The sequence below is a fragment of the Pseudorhodoferax sp. Leaf274 genome, from assembly GCF_001422445.1.
Classification (GTDB): Bacteria; Pseudomonadota; Gammaproteobacteria; order Burkholderiales; family Burkholderiaceae_C; genus Pseudorhodoferax.
Genome location: NZ_LMNA01000023.1, coordinates 251,719 through 271,565, shown reverse-complemented (window position 1 = coordinate 271,565; position 19,847 = coordinate 251,719). Strand labels below are relative to the sequence as shown.

The 19,847-nt window shown below is 70.2% G+C and carries 19 protein-coding genes; 7 read left to right on the top strand and 12 right to left on the bottom strand.

Translation table 11 applies throughout. The features are described from left to right. Nucleotides 1-50: 50 nt before the first annotated feature. On the top strand, nt 51-239 hold the full coding sequence (locus tag ASF44_RS31950; RefSeq protein ID WP_156374585.1) for a hypothetical protein: 189 nt from the start codon (nt 51-53) through the stop codon (nt 237-239). Then, nucleotides 236-946 (top strand): response regulator transcription factor, encoded by a 711-nt coding sequence (locus ASF44_RS18490; protein WP_056900692.1) that lies wholly within the window; start codon nt 236-238, stop codon nt 944-946. Before ASF44_RS31950 ends, ASF44_RS18490 begins: the two co-directional genes overlap by 4 nt. 121 nt (nt 947-1,067) lie before the next feature. On the opposite strand, the gene ASF44_RS18485 is transcribed toward ASF44_RS18490, so the two are convergent. Both ASF44_RS18485 and ASF44_RS18480 read right to left on the bottom strand, forming a co-directional pair. Next, nucleotides 1,068-1,847, bottom strand: a complete 780-nt coding sequence (locus ASF44_RS18485) for an SDR family oxidoreductase (RefSeq protein ID WP_056900691.1) — start codon at nt 1,845-1,847, stop codon at nt 1,068-1,070. Beyond that, nucleotides 1,844-2,173 carry a nuclear transport factor 2 family protein gene (locus ASF44_RS18480; protein WP_056900690.1) on the bottom strand — a complete coding sequence of 110 codons (330 nt, stop codon included), beginning with the start codon at nt 2,171-2,173 and terminating at the stop codon, nt 1,844-1,846. The genes ASF44_RS18485 and ASF44_RS18480 overlap by 4 nt, the downstream gene beginning before the upstream one ends. Before the next feature lie 143 nt (nt 2,174-2,316). Between ASF44_RS18480 and ASF44_RS18475 the strand changes: the two genes are divergently transcribed. After that, on the top strand, nt 2,317-3,219 hold the full coding sequence (locus tag ASF44_RS18475; RefSeq protein WP_056900689.1) for a LysR family transcriptional regulator: 903 nt from the start codon (nt 2,317-2,319) through the stop codon (nt 3,217-3,219). A gap of 231 nt (nt 3,220-3,450) precedes the next feature. Here the strand turns inward: ASF44_RS18475 and ASF44_RS18470 are convergent, their stop codons facing one another. The 10 genes from ASF44_RS18470 to ASF44_RS18425 all read right to left on the bottom strand — a co-directional run bounded on the left by ASF44_RS18470 (nt 3,451) and on the right by ASF44_RS18425 (nt 14,540). Further along, nucleotides 3,451-4,470, bottom strand: a complete 1,020-nt coding sequence (locus ASF44_RS18470) for a tripartite tricarboxylate transporter substrate binding protein (RefSeq protein ID WP_162243837.1) — start codon at nt 4,468-4,470, stop codon at nt 3,451-3,453. A gap of 33 nt (nt 4,471-4,503) precedes the next feature. Continuing rightward, nucleotides 4,504-5,523: a nitronate monooxygenase family protein gene (locus ASF44_RS18465; RefSeq protein ID WP_056900687.1), complete on the bottom strand. Its 1,020-nt coding sequence runs from the start codon at nt 5,521-5,523 to the stop codon at nt 4,504-4,506. An 11-nt stretch (nt 5,524-5,534) separates the two neighbouring features. Next, nucleotides 5,535-6,509: a nitronate monooxygenase family protein gene (locus ASF44_RS18460; protein WP_056900686.1), complete on the bottom strand. Its 975-nt coding sequence runs from the start codon at nt 6,507-6,509 to the stop codon at nt 5,535-5,537. Nucleotides 6,510-6,525: 16 nt separating this feature from the next. Then, the gene (locus ASF44_RS18455; protein WP_056900685.1) at nt 6,526-8,064 is read right to left on the bottom strand and encodes an ABC transporter substrate-binding protein; all 1,539 of its coding nucleotides are present in this window, start codon (nt 8,062-8,064) and stop codon (nt 6,526-6,528) included. Nucleotides 8,065-8,101: 37 nt separating this feature from the next. Next, on the bottom strand, nt 8,102-9,142 hold the full coding sequence (locus tag ASF44_RS18450; protein WP_056900684.1) for an ABC transporter ATP-binding protein: 1,041 nt from the start codon (nt 9,140-9,142) through the stop codon (nt 8,102-8,104). Beyond that, nucleotides 9,143-10,138, bottom strand: a complete 996-nt coding sequence (locus ASF44_RS18445; RefSeq protein ID WP_235579264.1) for an ABC transporter ATP-binding protein — start codon at nt 10,136-10,138, stop codon at nt 9,143-9,145. Further along, nucleotides 10,138-10,953 carry an ABC transporter permease gene (locus ASF44_RS31200; protein WP_056900682.1) on the bottom strand — a complete coding sequence of 272 codons (816 nt, stop codon included), beginning with the start codon at nt 10,951-10,953 and terminating at the stop codon, nt 10,138-10,140. Before ASF44_RS31200 ends, ASF44_RS18445 begins: the two co-directional genes overlap by 1 nt. A 980-nt stretch (nt 10,954-11,933) precedes the next feature. Then, the gene (locus tag ASF44_RS18435) at nt 11,934-12,893 is read right to left on the bottom strand and encodes an ABC transporter permease (protein ID WP_056900681.1); all 960 of its coding nucleotides are present in this window, start codon (nt 12,891-12,893) and stop codon (nt 11,934-11,936) included. 55 nt (nt 12,894-12,948) lie between these two features. Beyond that, complete coding sequence (locus ASF44_RS18430) at nt 12,949-14,103, bottom strand: thiolase family protein (protein WP_056900680.1); 1,155 nt, start codon at nt 14,101-14,103, stop codon at nt 12,949-12,951. A 23-nt stretch (nt 14,104-14,126) separates the two neighbouring features. Beyond that, nucleotides 14,127-14,540: a Zn-ribbon domain-containing OB-fold protein gene (locus tag ASF44_RS18425; protein ID WP_056900679.1), complete on the bottom strand. Its 414-nt coding sequence runs from the start codon at nt 14,538-14,540 to the stop codon at nt 14,127-14,129. A gap of 169 nt (nt 14,541-14,709) precedes the next feature. Between ASF44_RS18425 and ASF44_RS18420 the strand changes: the two genes are divergently transcribed. The 4 genes from ASF44_RS18420 to ASF44_RS18405 are packed head-to-tail and all read left to right on the top strand — an operon-like array spanning nt 14,710 to nt 19,836. Continuing rightward, a complete protein-coding gene (locus ASF44_RS18420; protein ID WP_156374583.1) occupies nt 14,710-15,906 on the top strand; it encodes a CaiB/BaiF CoA-transferase family protein in 1,197 nt (398 codons plus the stop codon). Between the two features lie 5 nt (nt 15,907-15,911). Continuing rightward, nucleotides 15,912-17,123, top strand: coding sequence for a CaiB/BaiF CoA-transferase family protein (locus tag ASF44_RS18415; RefSeq protein WP_056900677.1), 1,212 nt, complete (start codon nt 15,912-15,914; stop codon nt 17,121-17,123). A gap of 11 nt (nt 17,124-17,134) precedes the next feature. After that, nucleotides 17,135-18,262 (top strand): acyl-CoA dehydrogenase family protein, encoded by a 1,128-nt coding sequence (locus tag ASF44_RS18410; protein ID WP_056900676.1) that lies wholly within the window; start codon nt 17,135-17,137, stop codon nt 18,260-18,262. Nucleotides 18,263-18,270: 8 nt separating this feature from the next. After that, a complete protein-coding gene (locus tag ASF44_RS18405) occupies nt 18,271-19,836 on the top strand; it encodes a class I adenylate-forming enzyme family protein (protein WP_082524875.1) in 1,566 nt (521 codons plus the stop codon). Nucleotides 19,837-19,847: the final 11 nt, after the last annotated feature.

Genomic DNA, 19,847 nt, shown 5'->3' with positions numbered 1-19,847 from the left:
TGTGCGCACGGGGCCCTGTGGCCTACATTGGGGACGGGAAACATCTTGCCATGCTCGACGAATTGATCCGTGCTGTCGGAGCTGCCGCCGGCCTTCCACCCGAACAGGCGGCGCTGGCGGTGGCCGCGATGCTGCGCTTCTTCACGGCGCGGCTGCCTTCGACATGGGTCGGAGAATTGCACGAGCGCCTGGGCACGCGTGCGCGACGCCCCGCATCCGACCCGAAAGATCCTGAATGACCGAATGTCCCGCACCGCAGATCCGCCGTCTTCGCCTGCTGATCGCGGACGACCAACCATTGATCCGGCGTGCCCTGGCCATGACGCTGGGCGTGGAACCCGACATCGAGGTCGTTGGTCAAGCCGTGGATGGGCAGGACGCGATCGACCAGGCCCTGGCGTTGCAGCCCGACGTGGTCGTCATGGACCTGCAGATGCCGCGCGTGAGCGGCGTCGTGGCCACGCGCGAGATCACGGCCCGGCTGCCAGCGGTGGGCATCGTGGTGCTCACCACCTTCGACCATGACGACCTGGTGTTCGAGGCGATCCGCGCGGGTGCCCGCGCCTACTTGCTCAAGGACGCCGCAGAAGACGAGGTGCTGGAGACCATCCGCGCCGTGCAGCGCGGCGAATCCCGGCTGTCGCCGCCGGTCGCGCGCAAGGTCATGGAGGAGTTCAGGCGGCTGGCCTCCGCGCTGCCTGCCGCCGGCCCCTCCAGCCCGACGCCCGCCACCGCCCGGCCCGCTGACCCGCTGGAAGAACCCCTGACCGACAAGGAAGAGCGCATCCTGCAGCTCATCGCCGAAGGCCTGAGCAACAAGAAGATCGGAGCCACCGTCTTCCTGGCGGAAGGCACGGTGAAGAACTATGTGAGCCGCATCATGGAAAAGCTGCACGCCCGCAGCCGAACCGAACTGGCGGTGCGCGCGGTCGCACGCAAGGTCTGATCGGAAAGGCCGCCGCCAATGGGCGTCCACTGATGTGTTCTCCCGACCGTGCGCGTGGCTTTGGAGTGGCCGCCATCGGCCGGTGCCTGGCGGTGACGGCCGCTCCACCGTCGATCATGTGTCAGGCAGTGGGTACAGTGCCGCCGTCGATCACATGCTCCGACCCGGTGATGGACGTTGCCCGGTCCGAGGCCAGGAAGGCGATCAGGTCGGCCACCTCTTTCGGGTCGGCGGGTCGCCCCAGCGGGATGCCACCGAGCGACTTCATGATGACCTGCACAGCCTCGTCGTAGCCGATGCCGGCCTCCTGCGCGATGCGCAGCGCCAGACCGTTGGAGCCTGGACTGGCGATCCAGCCGGGTGACACCCGTACCACCCGCACACCCTTCGGAGAAACCTCCTTGGAAATGCTCTTGCTGTAGGTGTTGAGAGCCGCCTTGGCCGAAGCGTAGGCCGTCGTGGCCTCCGGAAGGGGCAGGCGGTTCTGGATCGAGGTGACGTGGATGACGACGCCGCTGCCCTGGGCGACCATGCCGGGGATCAGCGCTCGGTCGAGCCGGACGGCCGGATAGAAGTTCAGGGCAAATTCCTTGTCCCATTCCGCGTCACCGAGCGCAGCGAAGCCGCCCGAAGGGGCGGAAGAGCCGCCCAGAACGTTCACCAGGATATCGAGGCCGCCGAGCTTTTGATGCACCGCTTCGACGACGGCTTGAACCCCCTGCTCGGTGGTCAGGTCGGCTTCAACGAATGCATCGCTGGGGAAGTCCGCCGGCCTGGTGCGCGCCGTGGTCAGCACGCGAGCGCCCAGCTCCTGGAACAGTGCCACGGTGGCGGCACCGGCACCCAGGGTGCCGCCGGTGATCAGCGCCCGCCGGCCCTGCAGGGTGACAAACGGCTTCATACCGTCACCTCCAGCTGGGCAATCTTGTCGTTCTCGAGAACGAAGAAGAAACGCAGGTCGACCGGGCTTCCAGGAAAGTCGCCGGCGACGTGACACGTCACCTGGGTCTTGCCGTCTTCGGTGGCAACGAAGAATGGCTCCATCGTGTAGGTGTACTTCTGCGTGGTCCCAGCCTTCCATTGGCGGATGACATCGCGGCCCTGGTGGATCTTTCCTTCATCCGTCACGACGCCGTTTTCGGTGAACGCGGCAGCCACCGCATCGGGGCCGCCGTCGCGGTCAGCCGTGAAGTAAGCCGCGATGCTCTCGGGCAATTTGACAGTCATGGAGCTCTCCAGTGGTTGGAACAGAAATAGCCTTTGGTGCTGTGGCGTTGGCCCTTTGCAGAGCCGACAGAAGGAATTTAGGACCGAACGATTGCCGGGACAATCGGGACAAAGTAGGATGAGCTATTTCGAATATCGGGACAATGACGCGCTCTGTTCTGGCTGATCTCGATGCTGTTCTGAGCGTCGCCCGCAAAGGCTCCTTCACCGCGGCGGCATTGGAGCTCGGCATGTCCACGACGGCACTGAGCAATGCCATCGCCAAGCTGGAGCAGCGCCTGGGCATTCGCTTGTTCAACCGCACCACGCGGAGCGTCTCGCTCACCGATGCAGGGAAGTCGTTTGTCGAGCGGGTGGGGCCGGCCATGACCGACATCCACGACGCCATGCACGCGGCGCAGTCGCTCCAGGAGACCCCGGCCGGCACCTTGCGCATCAATGCCTTCGCGTCGGCGGCCCGAGAGGTGATGGCACCCCTCATCCTCACCTTCCTGCGGCGCTACCCCCAGGTGCATGTGGACCTGGTCACGGAGGGGCGGCTCGTCGACATCGTGGCGGCCGGCTTCGACATGGGTCTGCGGCCGGCCGACCTGGTGCCCAGCGACATGGTGCCTTTGTCCCTGGGCCTGTATCGCAGCAACGCCGTCGTCGCATCGCCGGATTTCCTGCGCATGCACGGCAAGCCCATCGTGCCGAGCGACCTGTACCGGTTTCGCTGCATCCGCGCCCGTCTCCCCAACAACGCATTGTTCCGTTGGCGGTTCGAGAAGGACGGAGAAGCCGTCCAGATCGATGTGCAGGGCGCCATCACGCTCGATGAGCAGAGCCTGGTCCGCATTGCTGCGCAAAGTGGCGTCGGGCTCGGCTACATCATGGAGGCGGACGTTCGAGACGACCTCGCTGCAGGTCGATTGGTGCGCGTCCTTGAAGATTGGACGCCGGCCTTGCCTCCGCTGGCGCTGTACTACCCCGGCAGGAAAAACCCGCCGGCGGCGTTCCGGGCATTCATCCAGGTCGCGCGGGAGTTTGCGGAAGGCAATGGATAGAGACGTTGGCCCGCGCATCGCCCCTTCCAGCCCCGGGCTTTCCAGAACTACGACGATCCAAACCCAGAAACGCGAAGCGCCGCGCGAAGGTTGCAGCCGGAGCGGCAACTGGCCGATGCCGCGCCGCGATGGGCGGACGTCGCCGGGCGGCATGGGGGCATCGAGCCGGATCCCAACGTGCCGGCTTCGTCGTGGCGCCCCGGTGCCGGTCTCGGCCGGCCACCACGCCGCTCAACTGTTCGCGCTCACCCCCAGATCGCGGATCACCTTGCCCCAGAACGCATGGTCGCTGCGCACCAGCGCGGTGAACTCGTCGGTCTGCATCGCCGCCGGCACCATGGCCAGCGCCGTGACGTTGGCGGCCAGTTCCGGGCTCTGCATGGCCTGGGCGATGGATTCGGACAGGTGCACCAGCAGCTCGCGCGGGACGCCGGCCGGCACGAACAGGCCGGCCCAGCCGATCTGGTCGAAGCCGCTGTAGCCCTTCTCGCGCAGCAGGGGCAGCTCGGGCCGGTCCGCCATGCGCCGCGTGCCGATGGACCCCAGGAAGCGCAGCGATGCAGCGTTCGCGCGCGAACTGCCCGCGTCGACGAAGGCGCAGCTGATCTGCTCGCCCAGCAACGCGTTGACCATCGGCGCCGCGCCGTTGTAGGGCACGTGCACCATGTCCAGCCCGGCCTGGCGCGACAGCAGCAGGCCCCACAGGTGCGTGCTGGTGCCCGGCCCCCAGGAGCCGAAGCTGTGCTTGCCCGGCGCCGCCTTGACCATGGCGACGAACTCCTCCAGCGTCTTGGCCGGGCTGTTCCTGTGCACCGCCAGCATGCTGTACGAATCGGCGATCTTCGCCACCGCGCTCAGGTCGGTCAAAGGGTCGTAGGGCAGCTTCATGAGCCAGGGCACCTGCACCAGCGGCGCGTTGATCAGCAGCAGCGTGTGCCCGTCCGGCTTGGAACGCACCACCGCGTTGGTGCCGATGGTGCCCACGCCGCCGGCCTTGTTCTCGACCACGACCGGGGTGTTCCAGCGCTCGCCCAGGCGCTGGCCCAGGCGGCGCGCGATCAGGTCCAGCGCGCCGCCGGGCGCCGACGGCACCACGATGGTGACGGGCCGCGACGGGTAGCCCGCCACGGCGCGGGCCGGCGGCCACAGCGCCGCCGTGGCAGCCGCGGCGCCGAAGCGCAGCACGGCGCGCCGTGCAGGCCGTGCATGCGGACCGCGCCGTGGGGCCAAAGGATTTGTCGAGGGGTTCATGTCGGTCTCCTTCATGTGATGCACACCGCGGGTTCAAGCCGCCAGCCTGTCGCCATCGCCGGCCACCCAGCGCTGGCCCAAGGTGTCCATGGCGGCGCGTGCTTCGTCCACGAGCCGCGCGACGATGGTGCCCGCCGGCTCGATCGCGTCGGCGAAGCCGCCGGCCGGGCCGAGCGAGACGATGCCCTCGTCCACCCGCCCGTCGCGGTAGACGCGTTCGCGCGTGCGCGTGGACAGGATCAGGTCGCCGAAGTCTTCGTGCCGGCGCGCGCCGGCTGCCTCCAGCTTCTGCACCTCGCGCGCCGTGCCATTGGCCATCACGCGCCAGGTGTCGTTGAGCGTTCCGAGGATGGCGATGGAGCCATGCTCGTCCAGTTCCACGATGCGCTGCTTCACCGCCACATGCATCTCGACCTCGCTGGCCACCATGAAGCGGCTGCCCATGACCACGCCTTCGGCGCCCAGCGCCATCGCGGCGGCGATCTGCCGGCCGCTGCCGATGCCGCCACCCACTACCACGGGCACACGCAGGCGCTGCACGGCCACGGCGCCGTTGACGAAGGTCGGCAGTTGGTTGGCGCCCGGATGGCCGCCCTCCTCCATGCCGACCAGCGCCACCGCGTCCACGCCCAGGCGTTCGGCCGTCAGCGCGTGGCGCACGCTGGGGCACTTGTGCATCAGCACGCCGCCACCGGCATGGATGGGGCCGACGATTTCCTCGGGCGAGGTGCCGGCGCTCTCGAAATGGCGCACGCCCTCTTCGAGCGCGATGGCGATCCAGGCCGGCGCATCGCGGTTGAAGCCGGCCCGGCGCGAGATCGTGAGGTTCACGCCGAAGGGCTTGCCGCCCGTCAGTTCGCGGCAGCGGCGCAGGTCGGCGCGGTAGACGGCCAGGTCGTCGAAGCTGCGCGGCGTGATGAAGCCCATGGCGCCCGCGTTGACCACGGCCGCCACCACGCCCGAGCGGCCCAGCTGGTGCATGCCGCCGAGCAGGATGGGGTGGCGGATGCCGAACAGCGCGGTGATGCGGTTGCGAAACAGGGTCGCTTGCATGGCGTCGCCCCTCATGCCGCCAGCAGCTCGGCCGTGGCGCGCCGTGCCTGCAGGTACTCGCGCTCCAGCCCGTCGACCAGCGTGGCCACGGGCTGCACGGCACCGATGGCCGACACGGTGTGGCCCGCGCTCCAGATGTCGACCCAGCGCTTGGGGCCGCTGGCTTCCTTGCCGTGTTCGCTGAACAGCTCGCGCGCACGTTCGGGCGTGACCGGGCCGGCCAGCAGCTGCGGGTCCAGCCCGGCCGCCACCACCGAGGGGCGCAGCATGTTGGTGTCCAGCCCCGTGAACGCGCGCGTCAGCATCACGTCGTCGAGCCGGCTGTCCACCAGCATCTGCTTGTAGCGGTCCACGGCCATGCTCTCGGGCGTGGCGATGAAGCGCGTGCCCATCATGCCCAGGTCGCAGCCCAGCACGCGCGCGGCCCACAGCGCCTCGCCGTCGGAGATGCCGCCCGACAGCACGATGGGGCCGCCGAACATGGCCCGCACCGCGCGCGCGAACGACATGCCGTTGACCCAGCCGGTCTGCCCGCCGGCACCGGCGCTGAGCAGCACCAGGCCGTCGGCGCCGACCGCCAGCGCCTTCTCGGCATGGCGAACCGAGGCCACGTCGGCGAACACCAGGCAGCCCACGTCGTGCAGCGGCTGGACCACGGCCTCGGGCGAGCCGACGCTGGCGATCACCATCTCCACCTTGTGCTTGACCAGCACCCGCACGTCCTCGGCCAGCATGTCGGCCTGGCGCCGCATGATGATGTTGGGGCACACCGGCGCGGCCGGCCGGTCGCCGGCTGCGCATTCGGCGGCGATGCGCGTGAGCCAGGCGTCGAGCTCGTCGGCACTGCGCGCGTTGACGGTGGGGAACGAGCCGATCACGCCGCTGCGGCAGGCCGCCGAGACGAGGTCGGGGCCGGACACGCGCAGCATGGGCGCGGCGATCAGCGGCAAGCGCAGGCGCGCGGCAATGGAGGAAGGCAGGCTCACGGCAGCTCCTTGGAGGTCATTGGCGCCACATGCCCGCGAAGCGCACCAGGCCATCGGGCACGACGGTCAGGTCCTTCACGTAGGGCTTGGTCACGATGGTGTCGGTGATGGTGTTGAGGTAGGCGTAGGGCATCACTTCCTTGACCAGCACCTGGGCCAATTCGGAATAGACGGCCGCGCGCTTGGCCGGGTCGGCCGTGGCGCGGCCCTGCTCCAGCAACTCGTCCACGCGCTTGCTGGCGTAGCCGCCATAGTTGGACGAGGGGTTGATCTCGGCGCTGCGCGAGTGGAAGAAGCCGTAGGTGTTGGAGTCCGGATCGGCCCGCCCGGTGTAGCGGTAGATGCTGGCCTCGAACTGCTTGGACGACATGTTCTGCACCAGCCGGTTCTGGTCCAGCGGCACCAGCTCGGCCTTGATGCCCACCTGCGCCCACATCTCCTGCAGCGACTGCACCTGGTGCCGCGTCTCGGGCGTGTTGTTGTAGCTCAGCGTGAAGGCCACCGGCTTGCCGTATTCGGCCAGCAGCGACTTGGCCTTGGCCGGGTCGTACTTCGGATAGACGTCGACCGGCTGCTTGATCGTGGCCATGCCGCGGCCGAACGGGCTGTAGGCCGGCGTGGGCACGCCGAAGCCCAGCGTGCGGTTCAGCAGGTCGCGGTCGATCGCGTGCGCCACGGCCCAGCGCACGCGGATGTCGTCCAGCGGCGCCTTCTTGGCATTGAGGTACACGCCTTCGGCACCGAAGCCGGCCGGCGACAGCACCACGTGGCGCTTGTCGGTCTTCATGGTCGAGATGAAGTGCATCGAGGGCTGCAGGATGATGTCGGTCTGGCCCGACTTGAAGGCCGCCTCGCGCGTCTCGGAGTTCTGCATGCCGCGGAACACCAGCTTGTCCAGGTAGGGCTTGCCCTTCTGCCAGTAGTCGGGGTTGCGCTCGACCACGAAGCGGCTGTTGCGCACCCATTCGACGAACTTGAACGGCCCGGTGCCGACCGGCTTGGTGCCCACGCCCTGCGGATCGGCCTTGAACGCGGCGGGCGAGACCATGATGCCGGGCGCGTCCGCCAGGATGGTCGGCAGGCCGGCGTTGGGGCCGGCCAGCACGATCTCCACCGTCAGCGGGTCGATCACCTTCCACTCCTTGAAGTCCGTCATCTGCACCAGGCAGCGGCAGCGGTTGGCCGGGTTGGCGGTGCGCTCGAAGTTGGCGGCGACGGCGGCCGCGTCCAGCGGCGTGCCGTCGTGGAACTTCACGCCGGGGCGCAGCTTGACGCGCCAGGTCTTGAGGTCGTCGCTGGCCGTGAAGCTCTCGGCCAGGAAGGGCACGGCATTGCCCTTGGGGTCGATGTCGAACAGCGGCTCGTAGACGGGCGTCGACAGCTGGCGCTCGGTGAAGGTGCCGGTGCGGATCGGGTCGACGATGGCCGGGTCCTGCGCCAGCCCGATGGAGAGCGTGCCGCCGCGCTTGGGCTCGGCAGCGCCACTGGCCGTGGCGGCCACCAGCGCCGAGGCGGCCAGCAGCCCGCGCAGGGCGGAAAGGGGAAAACGCAACATGTCCGTGTCTCCTTGTTGAATCGACGAAATCCGCAGCTCAGGCGGCGCACGCCAGCGGCACGGCGACCTGCGCCGCACCGGCGGCCAGCGGGTGGTGGCAGGCCACGAAATGCCCCTCGGGCGCGCCGCTGGCCGCAGCGATCTGCGGCTCCTCCTGGCTGCAGCGGTCGCTGGCACGCGGGCAGCGCGTGCGGAAGCGGCAGCCCGAGGGCACGGCCAGCGGCGACGGCGTCTCGCCGCGCACCAGCGCCGGCCGCAGCGCGCGCCGGCTCGGCTCCAGCGTGGGCACCGAGGCCAGCAGCGTGGCCGTGTAAGGGTGGCGCGGCGCGCTGTACAGCGAGGCCGTGGGCGCGATCTCGCAGACCTTGCCCAGGTACATCACCATCACGCGGTCGCTGATGCCGCGCACCACGCCCAGGTCGTGCGAGATGAACAGCATGGTCAGGCGGAACTTCTCCTTGGCGTCCTCCAGCAGGTTCAGCACCTGGGCCTGCACCGACACATCGAGCGCCGAGACCGGCTCGTCGCAGACCAGCAGCTCGGGCCGCAGCACCAGCGCCCGCGCGATGCTCACGCGCTGGCACTGCCCGCCCGACAGCTCGTAGGAACGCCGGTTGCCGACCACCGCACCGTCCAGCCCCACGCTCGCCAGCGTTTCCATCGCCGTGGCGCGGCGCGAGGCGGCGTCGCCGCGGCCGGCCACCTCCAGCGGCATCTGCACCACGTCGAGGATGCGGTGGGCCGGGTTCAGCGAGGACATCGGGTCCTGGAACACCATCTGCATGCGCCAGCGCAGCGCGCGCAGCCGCGCGCCGGCGGCGGTGTAGACCGGTTCGCCGTCGAAGCGCACCTCGCCGCTGTCCGGCTGCGGCAGCGCCAGCACCGCGCGCGCCAACGTGGATTTTCCGGAACCCGACTCGCCGACCACGCCCAGCGTCTCGCCGCGCAGCAGGTCGAACGACACATCGGACAGCGCCTGCACGCGCCGGCTGCCCTTGGCGCGGTAGGTCTTGACGAGGTGGCGCGCGCTCAGCAGCGCGCCTTCGGTCGTGAGGTGGGCCGTGCCACTGCCTGCCATTCATGCCTCCTGGAATTGGGGTGCGGGCACCCAGCACGCGAACGCGCGGCCTTCGCCCGCACCCGTCAAGGGCGGGCGCTGCGCGCTGCAGTTCTCCACCGCATGCCGGCAGCGCGGCGCAAAGCTGCAGCCGGCCGGTGGATGCACGAGATCGGGCGGCGCGCCTTCGATCACCGGCAGCCGGGCGTGCGGTGCCGCCGTCATGCTGGGCACCGACTCCAGCAGCGCCTGCGTGTAGCGCATGCGCGGGCGCTGCAGCACGGCCGCCACCGGGCCGCGCTCGACCACGCGGCCGGCGTACATCACGGCCACGTCGTCGCACATCTCGGCCACCACGCCCAGGTTGTGGGTGATCAGCACCATGGCCATCTGGTGCGCGTCCTGCAGGCGGCGCAGCAGCTCGAGGATCTGCGCCTGCACCGTCACGTCCAGCGCTGTGGTGGGCTCGTCGGCGATCAGCAGGCGCGGCTTGCAGGCCAGCGCGATGGCGATCACCACGCGCTGGCGCATGCCGCCCGACATGCGGTGCGCGTACTCGCGGGCGCGCTGGCGTGGGTCGGGGATGCCGACCTCGTCGAGCAGCTCCACGGCGCGCTCGGCCGCGGCCTTGGACGACAGGTCGGTGTGCTGGCGCAGCACCTGCTCGATCTGCCGGCCGATGGTCAGCACCGGGTTCAGCGAGGTCAGCGGGTCCTGGAAGATCATCGCGATCTGGCGCCCGCGCACCTGGCGCATTTCGGCCTCGCCGAGCTGGCGCAGGTCGCGCCCGTCGAACACCACGCGGCCGCCGGGCGTGAGCGTGCGGTCGGCCGGCAGCAGGCCGATGATGCTGCGCGCCAGCACCGACTTGCCAGAACCCGACTCGCCCACCACGCCCAAGGTGCGGCCGGCGGAGAGCGTGAACGACACGCCGTCGACCGCGCGCAGCACGCCCTGCGGCAGGTCGAAGTGGGTCTGCAGGTCCTCGACCTGGAGCAGCGGTGGGGTGGCATCCATCATGCGGCCCCCGCGCGGCCGTCGTGGCGGCGCTGCACTTCCTCGCCCACGATGTTGAGCGCGAAGATGGTCAGGAACAGCATCAGCGCCGGGAAGAACACCGCGTGCGGCGCCTCCATCACGCGCGACTGCTCGCCAGCCATCATGCTGCCCAGCGAGGGCGCCGGCGGCGGGATGCCCAGGCCCAGGAAGCTCAGCGCCGCCTCGGCCAGTGCGGCGATGGCCACCAGCAGCAGGCCGTAGGCCAGCATCGGCGGCACCAGGTTGGGCAGCAGCTCGCGCCCGATGATGCGGGCGTCGCTCATGCCGGCCGCGCGCGCCGCGGTGACGAACTCCAGCCCCGAGAAGCGCAGCGTGTTGGCGCGCGCGATGCGCGTGGTGGCCGGCACGAACACGATGCCCAGCGCGATCACCACCTTGGCCAGCGGCAGGCCCGGGTAGGCCACCATGGCGATCACCAGCACCAGCGGCGGAAAGGCCAGCAGCACGTCGATGACGACGAGGATCACGCGCTCGATCCAGCCGCGGAAGTAGCCTGCGCACACGCCCACCACGGTGCCCACGACCAATGCCAGGCCGACCGAGCCCAGGCTCACCAGCAGCGTGATGCGAAAGCCGTGCAGCGTGCGCGAGAACACGTCGCGGCCCAGCGAGTCGGCGCCGAACCACTGCGCCGCGCTCGGTGGCTTGAGCATGTCGGCCAGGCTCTGGTGCAGCGCATCGTGGATCGGCAGCCAGTCGGCTGTCAACGCGGCCAGCAGCACGAGCGCGAGCCAGACCAGCGCTACGCGGTAGACGGAACGGGTTTTGCGCATCTCAGTGTCCTCCGGCGTTGCACGCACGAATCGGCCCGGCCGAGCGCAGCGATGGCCCGTGTGTGCCCCCGCTCCCACCCCTGTGCCCACGCCGAGGAGCGCAGTGGCCTGGGCGGCGCGGGGAACCTCGCGCTTCAACATCTGACTCATTGCACTTGTTCGAGCTGAGTGAACGCAGTGAACGGTGCGAGTTGTGCAATGCGCCCAGGCCGCGAGCACCGCAGGTTGCCCGGAGCGCCAGCGGAGGGTCGNTGCACTTGTTCGAGCTGAGTGAACGCAGTGAACGGTGCGAGTTGTGCAATGCGCCCAGGCCGCGAGCACCGCAGGTTGCCCGGAGCGCCAGCGGAGGGACGGGGGCACCGGGGCCGCCTTCTCTTTGGTTACTTTCTCTTGGCGGAGCAAGAGAAAGTGACTGCGCTGCCGGGCGCACATCCCGGCCTCTGGTGCCAGCAGGAAACACCACGTCTGATCGACGTGAGGAGGTGGGGACTTCATCCCCACACCCCGACTGACTTTTCTTGTCTCGCCAAGAAAAGTAAGCAAAAGAAGGCGACCCCGGTGCCCCTGTCCCTGCGCTGGCGCTCCGGGCAACCTGCGGTGCTCGCGCCATGGGCTGCATTGCGCAACTCATGCTGTTCACTTNGCTATCCAGCCCACACCCGGACTTACTTTTCTTGCTTCGCCAAGAAAAGTAAGCAAAAGAAGGCGACCCCGGTGCCCCTGTCCCTGCGCTGGCGCTCCGGGCAACCTGCGGTGCTCGCGCCATGGGCTGCATTGCGCAACTCATGCTGTTCACTTCGTTCACTGCATTCGAACAAGCGCAATGAGTCAGTTCACAAAGCGCGAGGTTCCCCGCGCAGCCCATGGCACTGCGCTCCTCGGCAGGGGCACAGGGGGAAGTCCCAGACGGGCCATCGCTGCGCTCGGCCTCGCGGTCGGGCCATCGCTGCGCTCGGCCCAGAGATGCGGTGCTGCTCATCTCATGCCTCCGCGTCGCGCAAGAGGCGCGGATCGACCAGCGCATAGACCACGTCCGTCAGCAAGTTGATGCCGATGAAGGCCACCGCCACGAACAGCACGATGCCCTGCGTGACCAGGTACTCCTGCTGGTAGATCGACTCCACCAGCAGCTGCCCCACACCCGGCAGCGCGAACATGCTCTCGATGATGATGGCGCCGCCCATGAGCCGGCCCATGTTGATGCCGACCACGGTGATGAGGTTCAGCGACGAGGGCCGCAGCGCGTTCTCGAACAGGATGCGCCAGGTCGGCAGCCCCATGCCGCGCGCCAGCGCGATGAAGTTCTGCTGCAGCGTGGCCACCATCTCGCTGCGCAGCAGCCGCAGGTAGACCGGCACCTCGATCAGCGCCAGCGAGAGCACCGGCATGGCCATGCTCTGCAGGTTGTCCCACACGCCTTCGGACAAAGACACGAAGCCCGTGGCCGGCAGCCATTGCAGCTGCAGCGCGAACACGTAGACCATGGCCAGTGCCAGCACGAAGGCGGGCGTGGACAGCAGCGCCAGGCAGGCGGCAAGCGTGGTGTGGTCGACCGCCGAGCCGCGCCGGTACGCGCTCCAGATGCCGAGCGGGATCGCCAGGCCCAGCGCCACCACCTGGGTCAGCAGGATCAGCTCGATGGTGACGGGCAGGCGCGAGAGGATCACGTCCAGCGTGGCCTCGCCCGAATGGATGCCGTGGCCCAGGTCGCCGTGCAACACGTTGCCCATCCAGGTGAGGTAGCGCAGCCACAGCGGCTGGTCCAGGCCCAGTTCGGCGCGCAGCGAGGCCAGGCGCTCGGGCGTGGCCGAATCGGCCAGGATCAGCAGGGCCAGGTCGCCCGGCAACAGCGCCACCAGCAGGAAGCTCACGAGCGATACCGCCAGCAGCGTGACCGCTGTCCTCGCTGCGCCCCAAGCGACGCGACGCCATGCCGTCATGTCCTGTCTCCTTCTCGTTGTGTGCGCGCGGCTTAGTTCGCCGCGTCGGACTGGCTCAATCCCGCTGCAACGTGTGCACGTAGCAGACCGCGCCCACGCCCACCATGTGCGCCAGCCCGGTCTTCGCGCCAGCGTGCTGTCGTGCGCCGGCAGCGCCGCGCAGCTGCAGCGTGATCTCGCCGATCTGGCCCAGGCCGGTCGGGCCGATGGGGTGGCCCATGGCGATCAGGCCGCCCGAGGGGTTGACGGCGCAGCGCCCGCCGATGTCCCAGGCGCCTTCCTTCAGCAGCGGCACGGCCTGGCCCGGCTTGCACATGCCCATGGCCTCGACGTACTCGACCTCCTCGACCGTGAAGGCGTCGTGCAGCTCCACGATGTCGAACTGGTCGGCGCGCAGGCCGGATTCGGCGATTGCCAGCTGCGTGGTCTCGGCCGTCAGGTTGGCATCGAAGCGGGTGGGCTCGTCGTACACGCGCTGGCTGCGCGCGGCCGAACCGGTCACGCGGATCGGCTTGTCGGCCCCGATGCCCAGGCGGCGGATCGCGTCTTCCGAAGCCACGATCACCGCCGCTGCGCCCTCGCCCACCGGCGTGCACTGCAGCGTGGTGAGCCGGCCCGAGACCGCGCGGCCGCCCAGCACCTCCTCCAGCGTGCGCGCCTGCTGGCGCTGGGCGAACGGGTTCTTGGCGCCGTTGCCGTGGTTCTTGACGGCCACGCGCGCGATGTCGTCGTGCGAGACGCCCCAGCGCTGCGCGTACTGGTCGGCCAGCAGCGCGAAGTGGGTGAACGGCACGATGGCGTCGTCGGCCAGGTGGTCGATGCCGCAGGCCTGCTCGCCGCGCGCCACCGGCCCGCCGGTGGGCTTGTCCACGCCCACGGCCAGCACCAGGTCGCTGCAGCCGCTAGCCACTTCCATGCAGGCCTGGCGGAACGCGGCCGAGCCCGAGGCCGACGCGTTCTCGATGTGCACGATGGGCAGGCCGGTGGCGCCCAGGTGGCGCAGCATGGGCCGGCCCGGCGCCATGGGCAGCAGCGCGGTGGCCATGTAGGCCGATTCCACGGCCGGCCATTCGACACCGGCATCCGCCAGCGCGCCGCGCACCGCGGCCAGGCCCAGCGCAGGGTAGGGCGTGTCGCTGAGCGGCTGGTAGCGGTGCCAGCCCACGCCGACCACATAGACAGGGCGCATGCGCGCCAGGGATTGGGGCATCGGAGTCTCCGGAACGTTGGGAATCAGCTAACGCGGGTGAAGCGCAGGTCGACCAGGGCGGCGCCCGCCTCGCTGCGGCCCACCTCCATGAGCCGGCCGCGCATGGGCGCGCCGATGGCGATGACCTCGGCCGTGTCCTCGTCCAGCAGCGTGCGCACCACCGGGCCGTCGTCCAGCCGCACCGACACCACCACATACGGCGGCTCGCGGTCCTTGCGGGCATGCATCAGCACGCGCGACGAGGCCACCAGCGTGCCGGTGGCCGGCAGCGCGGCCGGCTGCAGCGCGTCGCCGGTGGCGCCGCATTTCTCGCAGCCGTAGGTCTGCATCGGGAAGAACACATGGCCGCAGCGGCAGCGCCCGCCCAGCAATCGGGGGGGCGTGCGCGCATCCGGCGGCACGGCGTAGAGCGAAGGCTTCAGGGCTTGCACGGGCATGGCGGCTTCCGTTCGGGTATTGGTTCGTGTCGACAGGGCGAGTGTGTTTACTTATTAGATGCGATGCAAGTATCAAAGACACCAACTCCGCGTTTCCCCTGATGGGGAAAACTAGATACTTGATCACTATCTAATTTGTTTAAGGTCACGCCACTTCAGGAGTTGTCTTGTGCTGAACGGTCTACGCGTCCTCGAGCTGTCCGCTCCGTCCACCATGCTGGCCGGGCTGGTGCTGGCCGACCTCGGCGCCGATGTGGTGGTGGTCGAGCCGCCCGGTGGTGCGGCCGGCCGGCGCATGGCGCCCTTCCTGCACGAGCAGGTGGGCTTGGACCGCAGCCTCAGCTGGCATGCGCTGAACCGCAACAAGCGCAGCCTGACGCTGGACCTGGACAGCCCCGACGGCCAGGATCTGCTGCGCCGCCTGGCCGCCACGGCCGACGCCGTGGTCGAGGCCGCGCCCGCCCGCTGTGCCGACCTGGCCGACACCGGGCTCGTGCATTGCGTGGTGCGGCCGTTCTCGGCCAGCGGCCCCAAGAGCGGTTACGCCTGGACCGACCGCACGCTGGTGGCCGCCGCCGGCGTGCCGCTGCAGACCGGCGATGCCGACCGCGCGCCCTTGTTCCTGCCGGTGCCGCAGGCCATGCTGGAGGCCGGCTGCGAGGCCGCCATCGGCATGCTGGCCGCGCTGGCGGCCCGCACGCGCGACGGCAGCGGCCAGCACGTGGAAGTGTCGATGCGCGCCGCCGCGATGATGAGCGCGTTCTCGCTGCCCTACTACGCCGACACGCCCGAGCAGCCGCCGCGGCGCGGCCAGGCCAAGCGCTCGGTGGCCGGCGTCGAGGTGCCCAGCTTCCTGCCCTGCCGCGACGGCTACGTGCAGGTCTCGGTGGCGTTCGGCGGCTTCGGCGGCATCACGGCGCGCATGGCGGCCTGGGCCGTCGCCGCCGGCACGCTGGACGCCGCCATCGCCGAGGTCGACTGGACGCGCTTTCCGACCGAGGACACCGCGCACTGCGCCGGCCAGCTGCAGCAACTGGTCGACGGCCTGCGCAGCGCCATCGCCAGCCGCACCAAGGACGAGGTGGGCACGGCCGCGCGCACGCACGGCTTCTTCGCCGCGCCGCTGATGGACATGGCCGACATCGCCGCGTTCGACCAGTACCGCGAGCGCGGCCTGTGGCTGCGCCAGCCGCTCATCGACGGCGTGGTGGTGGACGCACCCGCCCACGTGGTGCGCAGCGACAGTTTCGCCACAACGCTGCGGTACCCGGCGCCACGCCTGTCCGAACACACGCACGCATTGCTGACGGAGCTCGGCCTGTCGGCCGACGAGATCCAGGCCCTGTTCACCCACGCCATCGTGTAGCCCCCATGACCGCACCACCCCTCGCCCACCTGCGCGTGCTCGACCTGAGCTGGGTCATGGTCGGCCCCATGAGCGGGCGCTACCTGGCCGACTTCGGCGCCGACGTGATCAAGGTCGAGAGCGCCAGGCGCATCGACCCGCTGCGCACGCTGGGGCCTTACCGCGACGGCACGCCGCACCCGGAACGCACGCTGTCCTACCACTTCATCAACGCCGGCAAGCGCAGCGTGGCGCTCGACCTCTCCACCGAAGCCGGCCGCGGCATCGTGCGGCGCCTGGTGCGCCAGGTGGACGTGGTGATCGAGAGCTTCACAGCCGGCACGCTGGACCGCATGGGCCTGGGCTGGGAACGCCTGCGCCTGGAGAACCCACGCCTGGTGATGGCCGCCAGCTGCCTGTTCGGCCAGACCGGCCCGCACCGCAGCGCCAGCGGCGTGGGCACGCTGGGTGCCGCCTATTCCGGGGCCAGCCTGCTGGCGGGCTGGCCCGACCGCGCGCCGACCGGCCCGTTCAACGCCTGGACCGATGCCGTCACGCCGCGCTTCATCGTGGCGGCCCTGCTGGCAGCGCTGCGCCGGCGCGACCTGACCGGCCAGGGCTGCTATGTCGACGTGGCCCAGGCCGAGGCCGGACTGCAGTTCCTGCTGCCGGCCTGGTTCGCCCACGCCGCCAACGGCACGGTGCCGCAGCGCCAGGGCGACGCGGTGGACCCGCTGCGCGCGCCCAGCGGCGTGTTCCGCTGCGCCGGCGACGACCGCTGGATCGCACTCGATGCCTCGGCCGACGCGCACTGGCAGGCGCTGCGCCGGCTGGCCGCGCCGCGCCTGGACGCCGCCGACTTCGACACCCTGCTCGGCCGCCTGCGCCACCGCGGCGACCTGCACGCGCTGCTCTCGGCCTGGACCGCCGACCAGCAGGCCGGGACGCTGGAGCAGGCCTTACAGGCCCAGGGCATCCCGGCCCACGTGGTCTGCAACCACACCGAGCTGGCGACCGACCCCGACCTGCTGGCCGATGGCTATTACGGCCAGATCAGCGACCCGCAGATCGGCAGCGTGCGCATGCGCAACGCGCAGTGCGCCATCACGCCCGCCGCGCCGCTGCCGGCCCGCCCCGCCCCGCGGATCGGCGACGCCACCGATCAGGTGCTGCGCGAGGTGGCGGGCTACAGCGACCCAGAAATCGACGCCTTCCGCCGCGACGGCGTGCTGACCTGAAAGGAAACCCCTTGTACGCCCTGAACGAAGAGACCCGCGCCCTGACCGACCTGGTGCGCCGCCTGGTGCAGGAGCACCAGATGCCGCTGGAAGCCCGCGTGCTGCGCGGCGAGACGCTGGCGCGCCGCGACTACGCGAGCGGCACGCAGGCCGCGCGCGCGGTCGGCCTGTGGGGCCTGACGGCGCCGCCCGAGTTCGGCGGCGCCGGCCTCTCGCTGGTCGACAGGATGGCCATCACCGAGGAGAACTTCCGCTGCCTCACGCCGCTGCGCTTCGGCGGCAGCGCGCTCGGCCCGCTGTATGCGCTGCAGGGCGAGCAGCGCGCGCGCTACCTCGACCCCATCCTGGAGGGCCGGCTCAACTACTGCTTTGCGCAGACCGAGCCCGGCGGCGGCGGCGACCCGGCCGGCGCCATCCTCACGCATGCCCGCGAGACCGACCGCGGCTGGGTGATCAACGGCGCCAAGATCTGGATCAGCAGCTTCCAGGAGGCCGACGTCGTCTTCGTCGTGGCCCGCACCGACAAGAACAAGGGCGCCGGCGGCATCTCGATGTTCGCTGTCGCCAAGGACAACCCCGGGCTGCACGCGCGCGAGGTGCCCATGCTGGGCGGCTTCAAGACGCACCAGCTGACCTTCTCCGATTGCGAGGTCGACGCGCTGGCGCTGATCGGCGGCGAGGGCCAGGGCTTCAAGGGCGCGCAGCAGGCGCTGTCGGCCGCGCGCTTCGACGTGGCGGCGCGCGCGCTCGGCGTGGCCCAGCGCGCCTACGAGATGATGGTCGAGCACGCCAAGCAGCGCGTGGCCTTCGGCGGCCCGCTGTCCGAGAAGCAGGCCGTGCAATCGAAGATCGTGGACTCGTGGATCGAGATCCAGCAGAACCGGCTCATGCTGTTCCACTGCGCCGCGCAGGACGACGCCGGGCAGGACACGCGGGTGCAGGCCGGCATGCTCAAGATGCTCTGCACCGAGATGGTGGACCGCGTGGTCGACCGCGCGATCCAGATCCACGGCGCGGCCGGCTGCACCTACGAATCGCCGCTCGCGCACTGGTACGACCACCAGCGCATGGCCCGCATCTACGAGGGCCCGACCGACGTGCACAAGTACCGCGTGATCGCGCGCCACCTGCTGGCATGAGGAACCCCATGCACACCACACTGCACGCTGCCGCGCTGCCCGGCACCCTGGAACACTGGGCCGCCGCCCAACCCGATGCCGTCGCGCTGGTCGATGGCGACCGGCAGCTGCGCTGGGCCGAGTGGAACACCCAGGCCGACCGCCTGGCCGCCGCACTGCACGCGCGCGGCCTGGGGCCTGGCGACATCGTCGTGCTGCGCACGCAGACGCGGCTCGAATGGCCCGTGGTCGCCTCGGCGCTGGCCAAGCTGGGCTGCTGGCTGCTGGGCCTGAACTGGCGGCTGACGAACGCCGAGATCCGCCATGTGCTGAACAACAGCCGCGCCAACGCCATCGTCTGCGACGACGCCGACCCCGGGGCGCTGCTGCCGGCCTTCGAAGGCCACACGCTCAAGCTGGCGGTGTCGCTGGACGCGCCGGCCCCCGGCTTCGTGACGCTGGCCGAACTGATGGCCAGCGCACCCACCGCGCCGCCGCTGTTCTCCACCGGCGATCCGCCGCTGATCATCTACACCTCGGGCACCACCGGGTTGCCCAAGGGTGTGGTGCTGGACCGCAAGCCCAGCGCCGACGATCCCGTCACCACCGAATACCTGCTCGATGTGCGCTCGCGGCGCCAGACCGCGGGCCGCGCCGCCTACCTGCTGTCCATGCCCATGCACCACGGCTCGGGCCCGGGCCAGCTGTGGTCGGCCCAGCGCGCCGGCGCGCTGACGGTGCTGCAGCGCCGCTTCGATGCCGAGGAAGCGCTGGCCCTGATCGCGCGGCACCGGCTCACGCACTGGACCGGCGTGCCCACCATGTACAAGCGCATCGCCGCGCTGCCGCCAGAGGCCATCGCGCGGCACGACCTGGGCTCCATCGAGCAGCTGACGGTGGGCGCGGCGCCGGTGTCGGCCGACCTCAAGCGCTGGATCATCGCCCACCTGGGCGACTGCCTGCACGAGGGCTACGGCAGCACCGAGACCGGCATGGTCACGCACATGCCGCCGGCCATGCAGCAGGCCAAGCCCGGCTCCAGCGGCCTGCCCTACCGCCACGTGCGGCTGGAGATCCGCGGCCCCGGCGGCGAGGTGTTGCCCACGGGCGAGACCGGCGAGATCTGGGCCTGGACGCCGGCCAACATCCGCAACTACCTGAACGCGCCGCCGCTGGACACCGAGACGCTGGACGCGCGCGGCTACTTCCGCACCGGCGACATGGGCCACCTGGATGCCGACGGCTACCTGTGGATCAGCGACCGGGCCAAGGACATGGTGATCTCGGGCGGCGTGAACATCTACCCGGCCGAAGTCGAGGCTGCGCTGCTGACCCACCCGGCCCTGTCGGATGCCGCAGTGATCGGCATTCCCGACGAGGAGATGGGCGAGCGCGTGATGGCCTTCTGCGAGCCCAAGCCGGGCCACCCCGTGACCGAGGACGAGCTGCTGGCGCACTGCGTCGACCGGCTGGCTTCCTACAAGCGGCCGCGCGCGATCCGCATCGTCGGCGAGCTGCCGCGCAACACCGTGGGCAAGCTGCTCAAGCGCGAGCTGCGCGCCCCCTTTTGGCAACACACCGACCGCAAGGTTTGAACGAGGAGCAC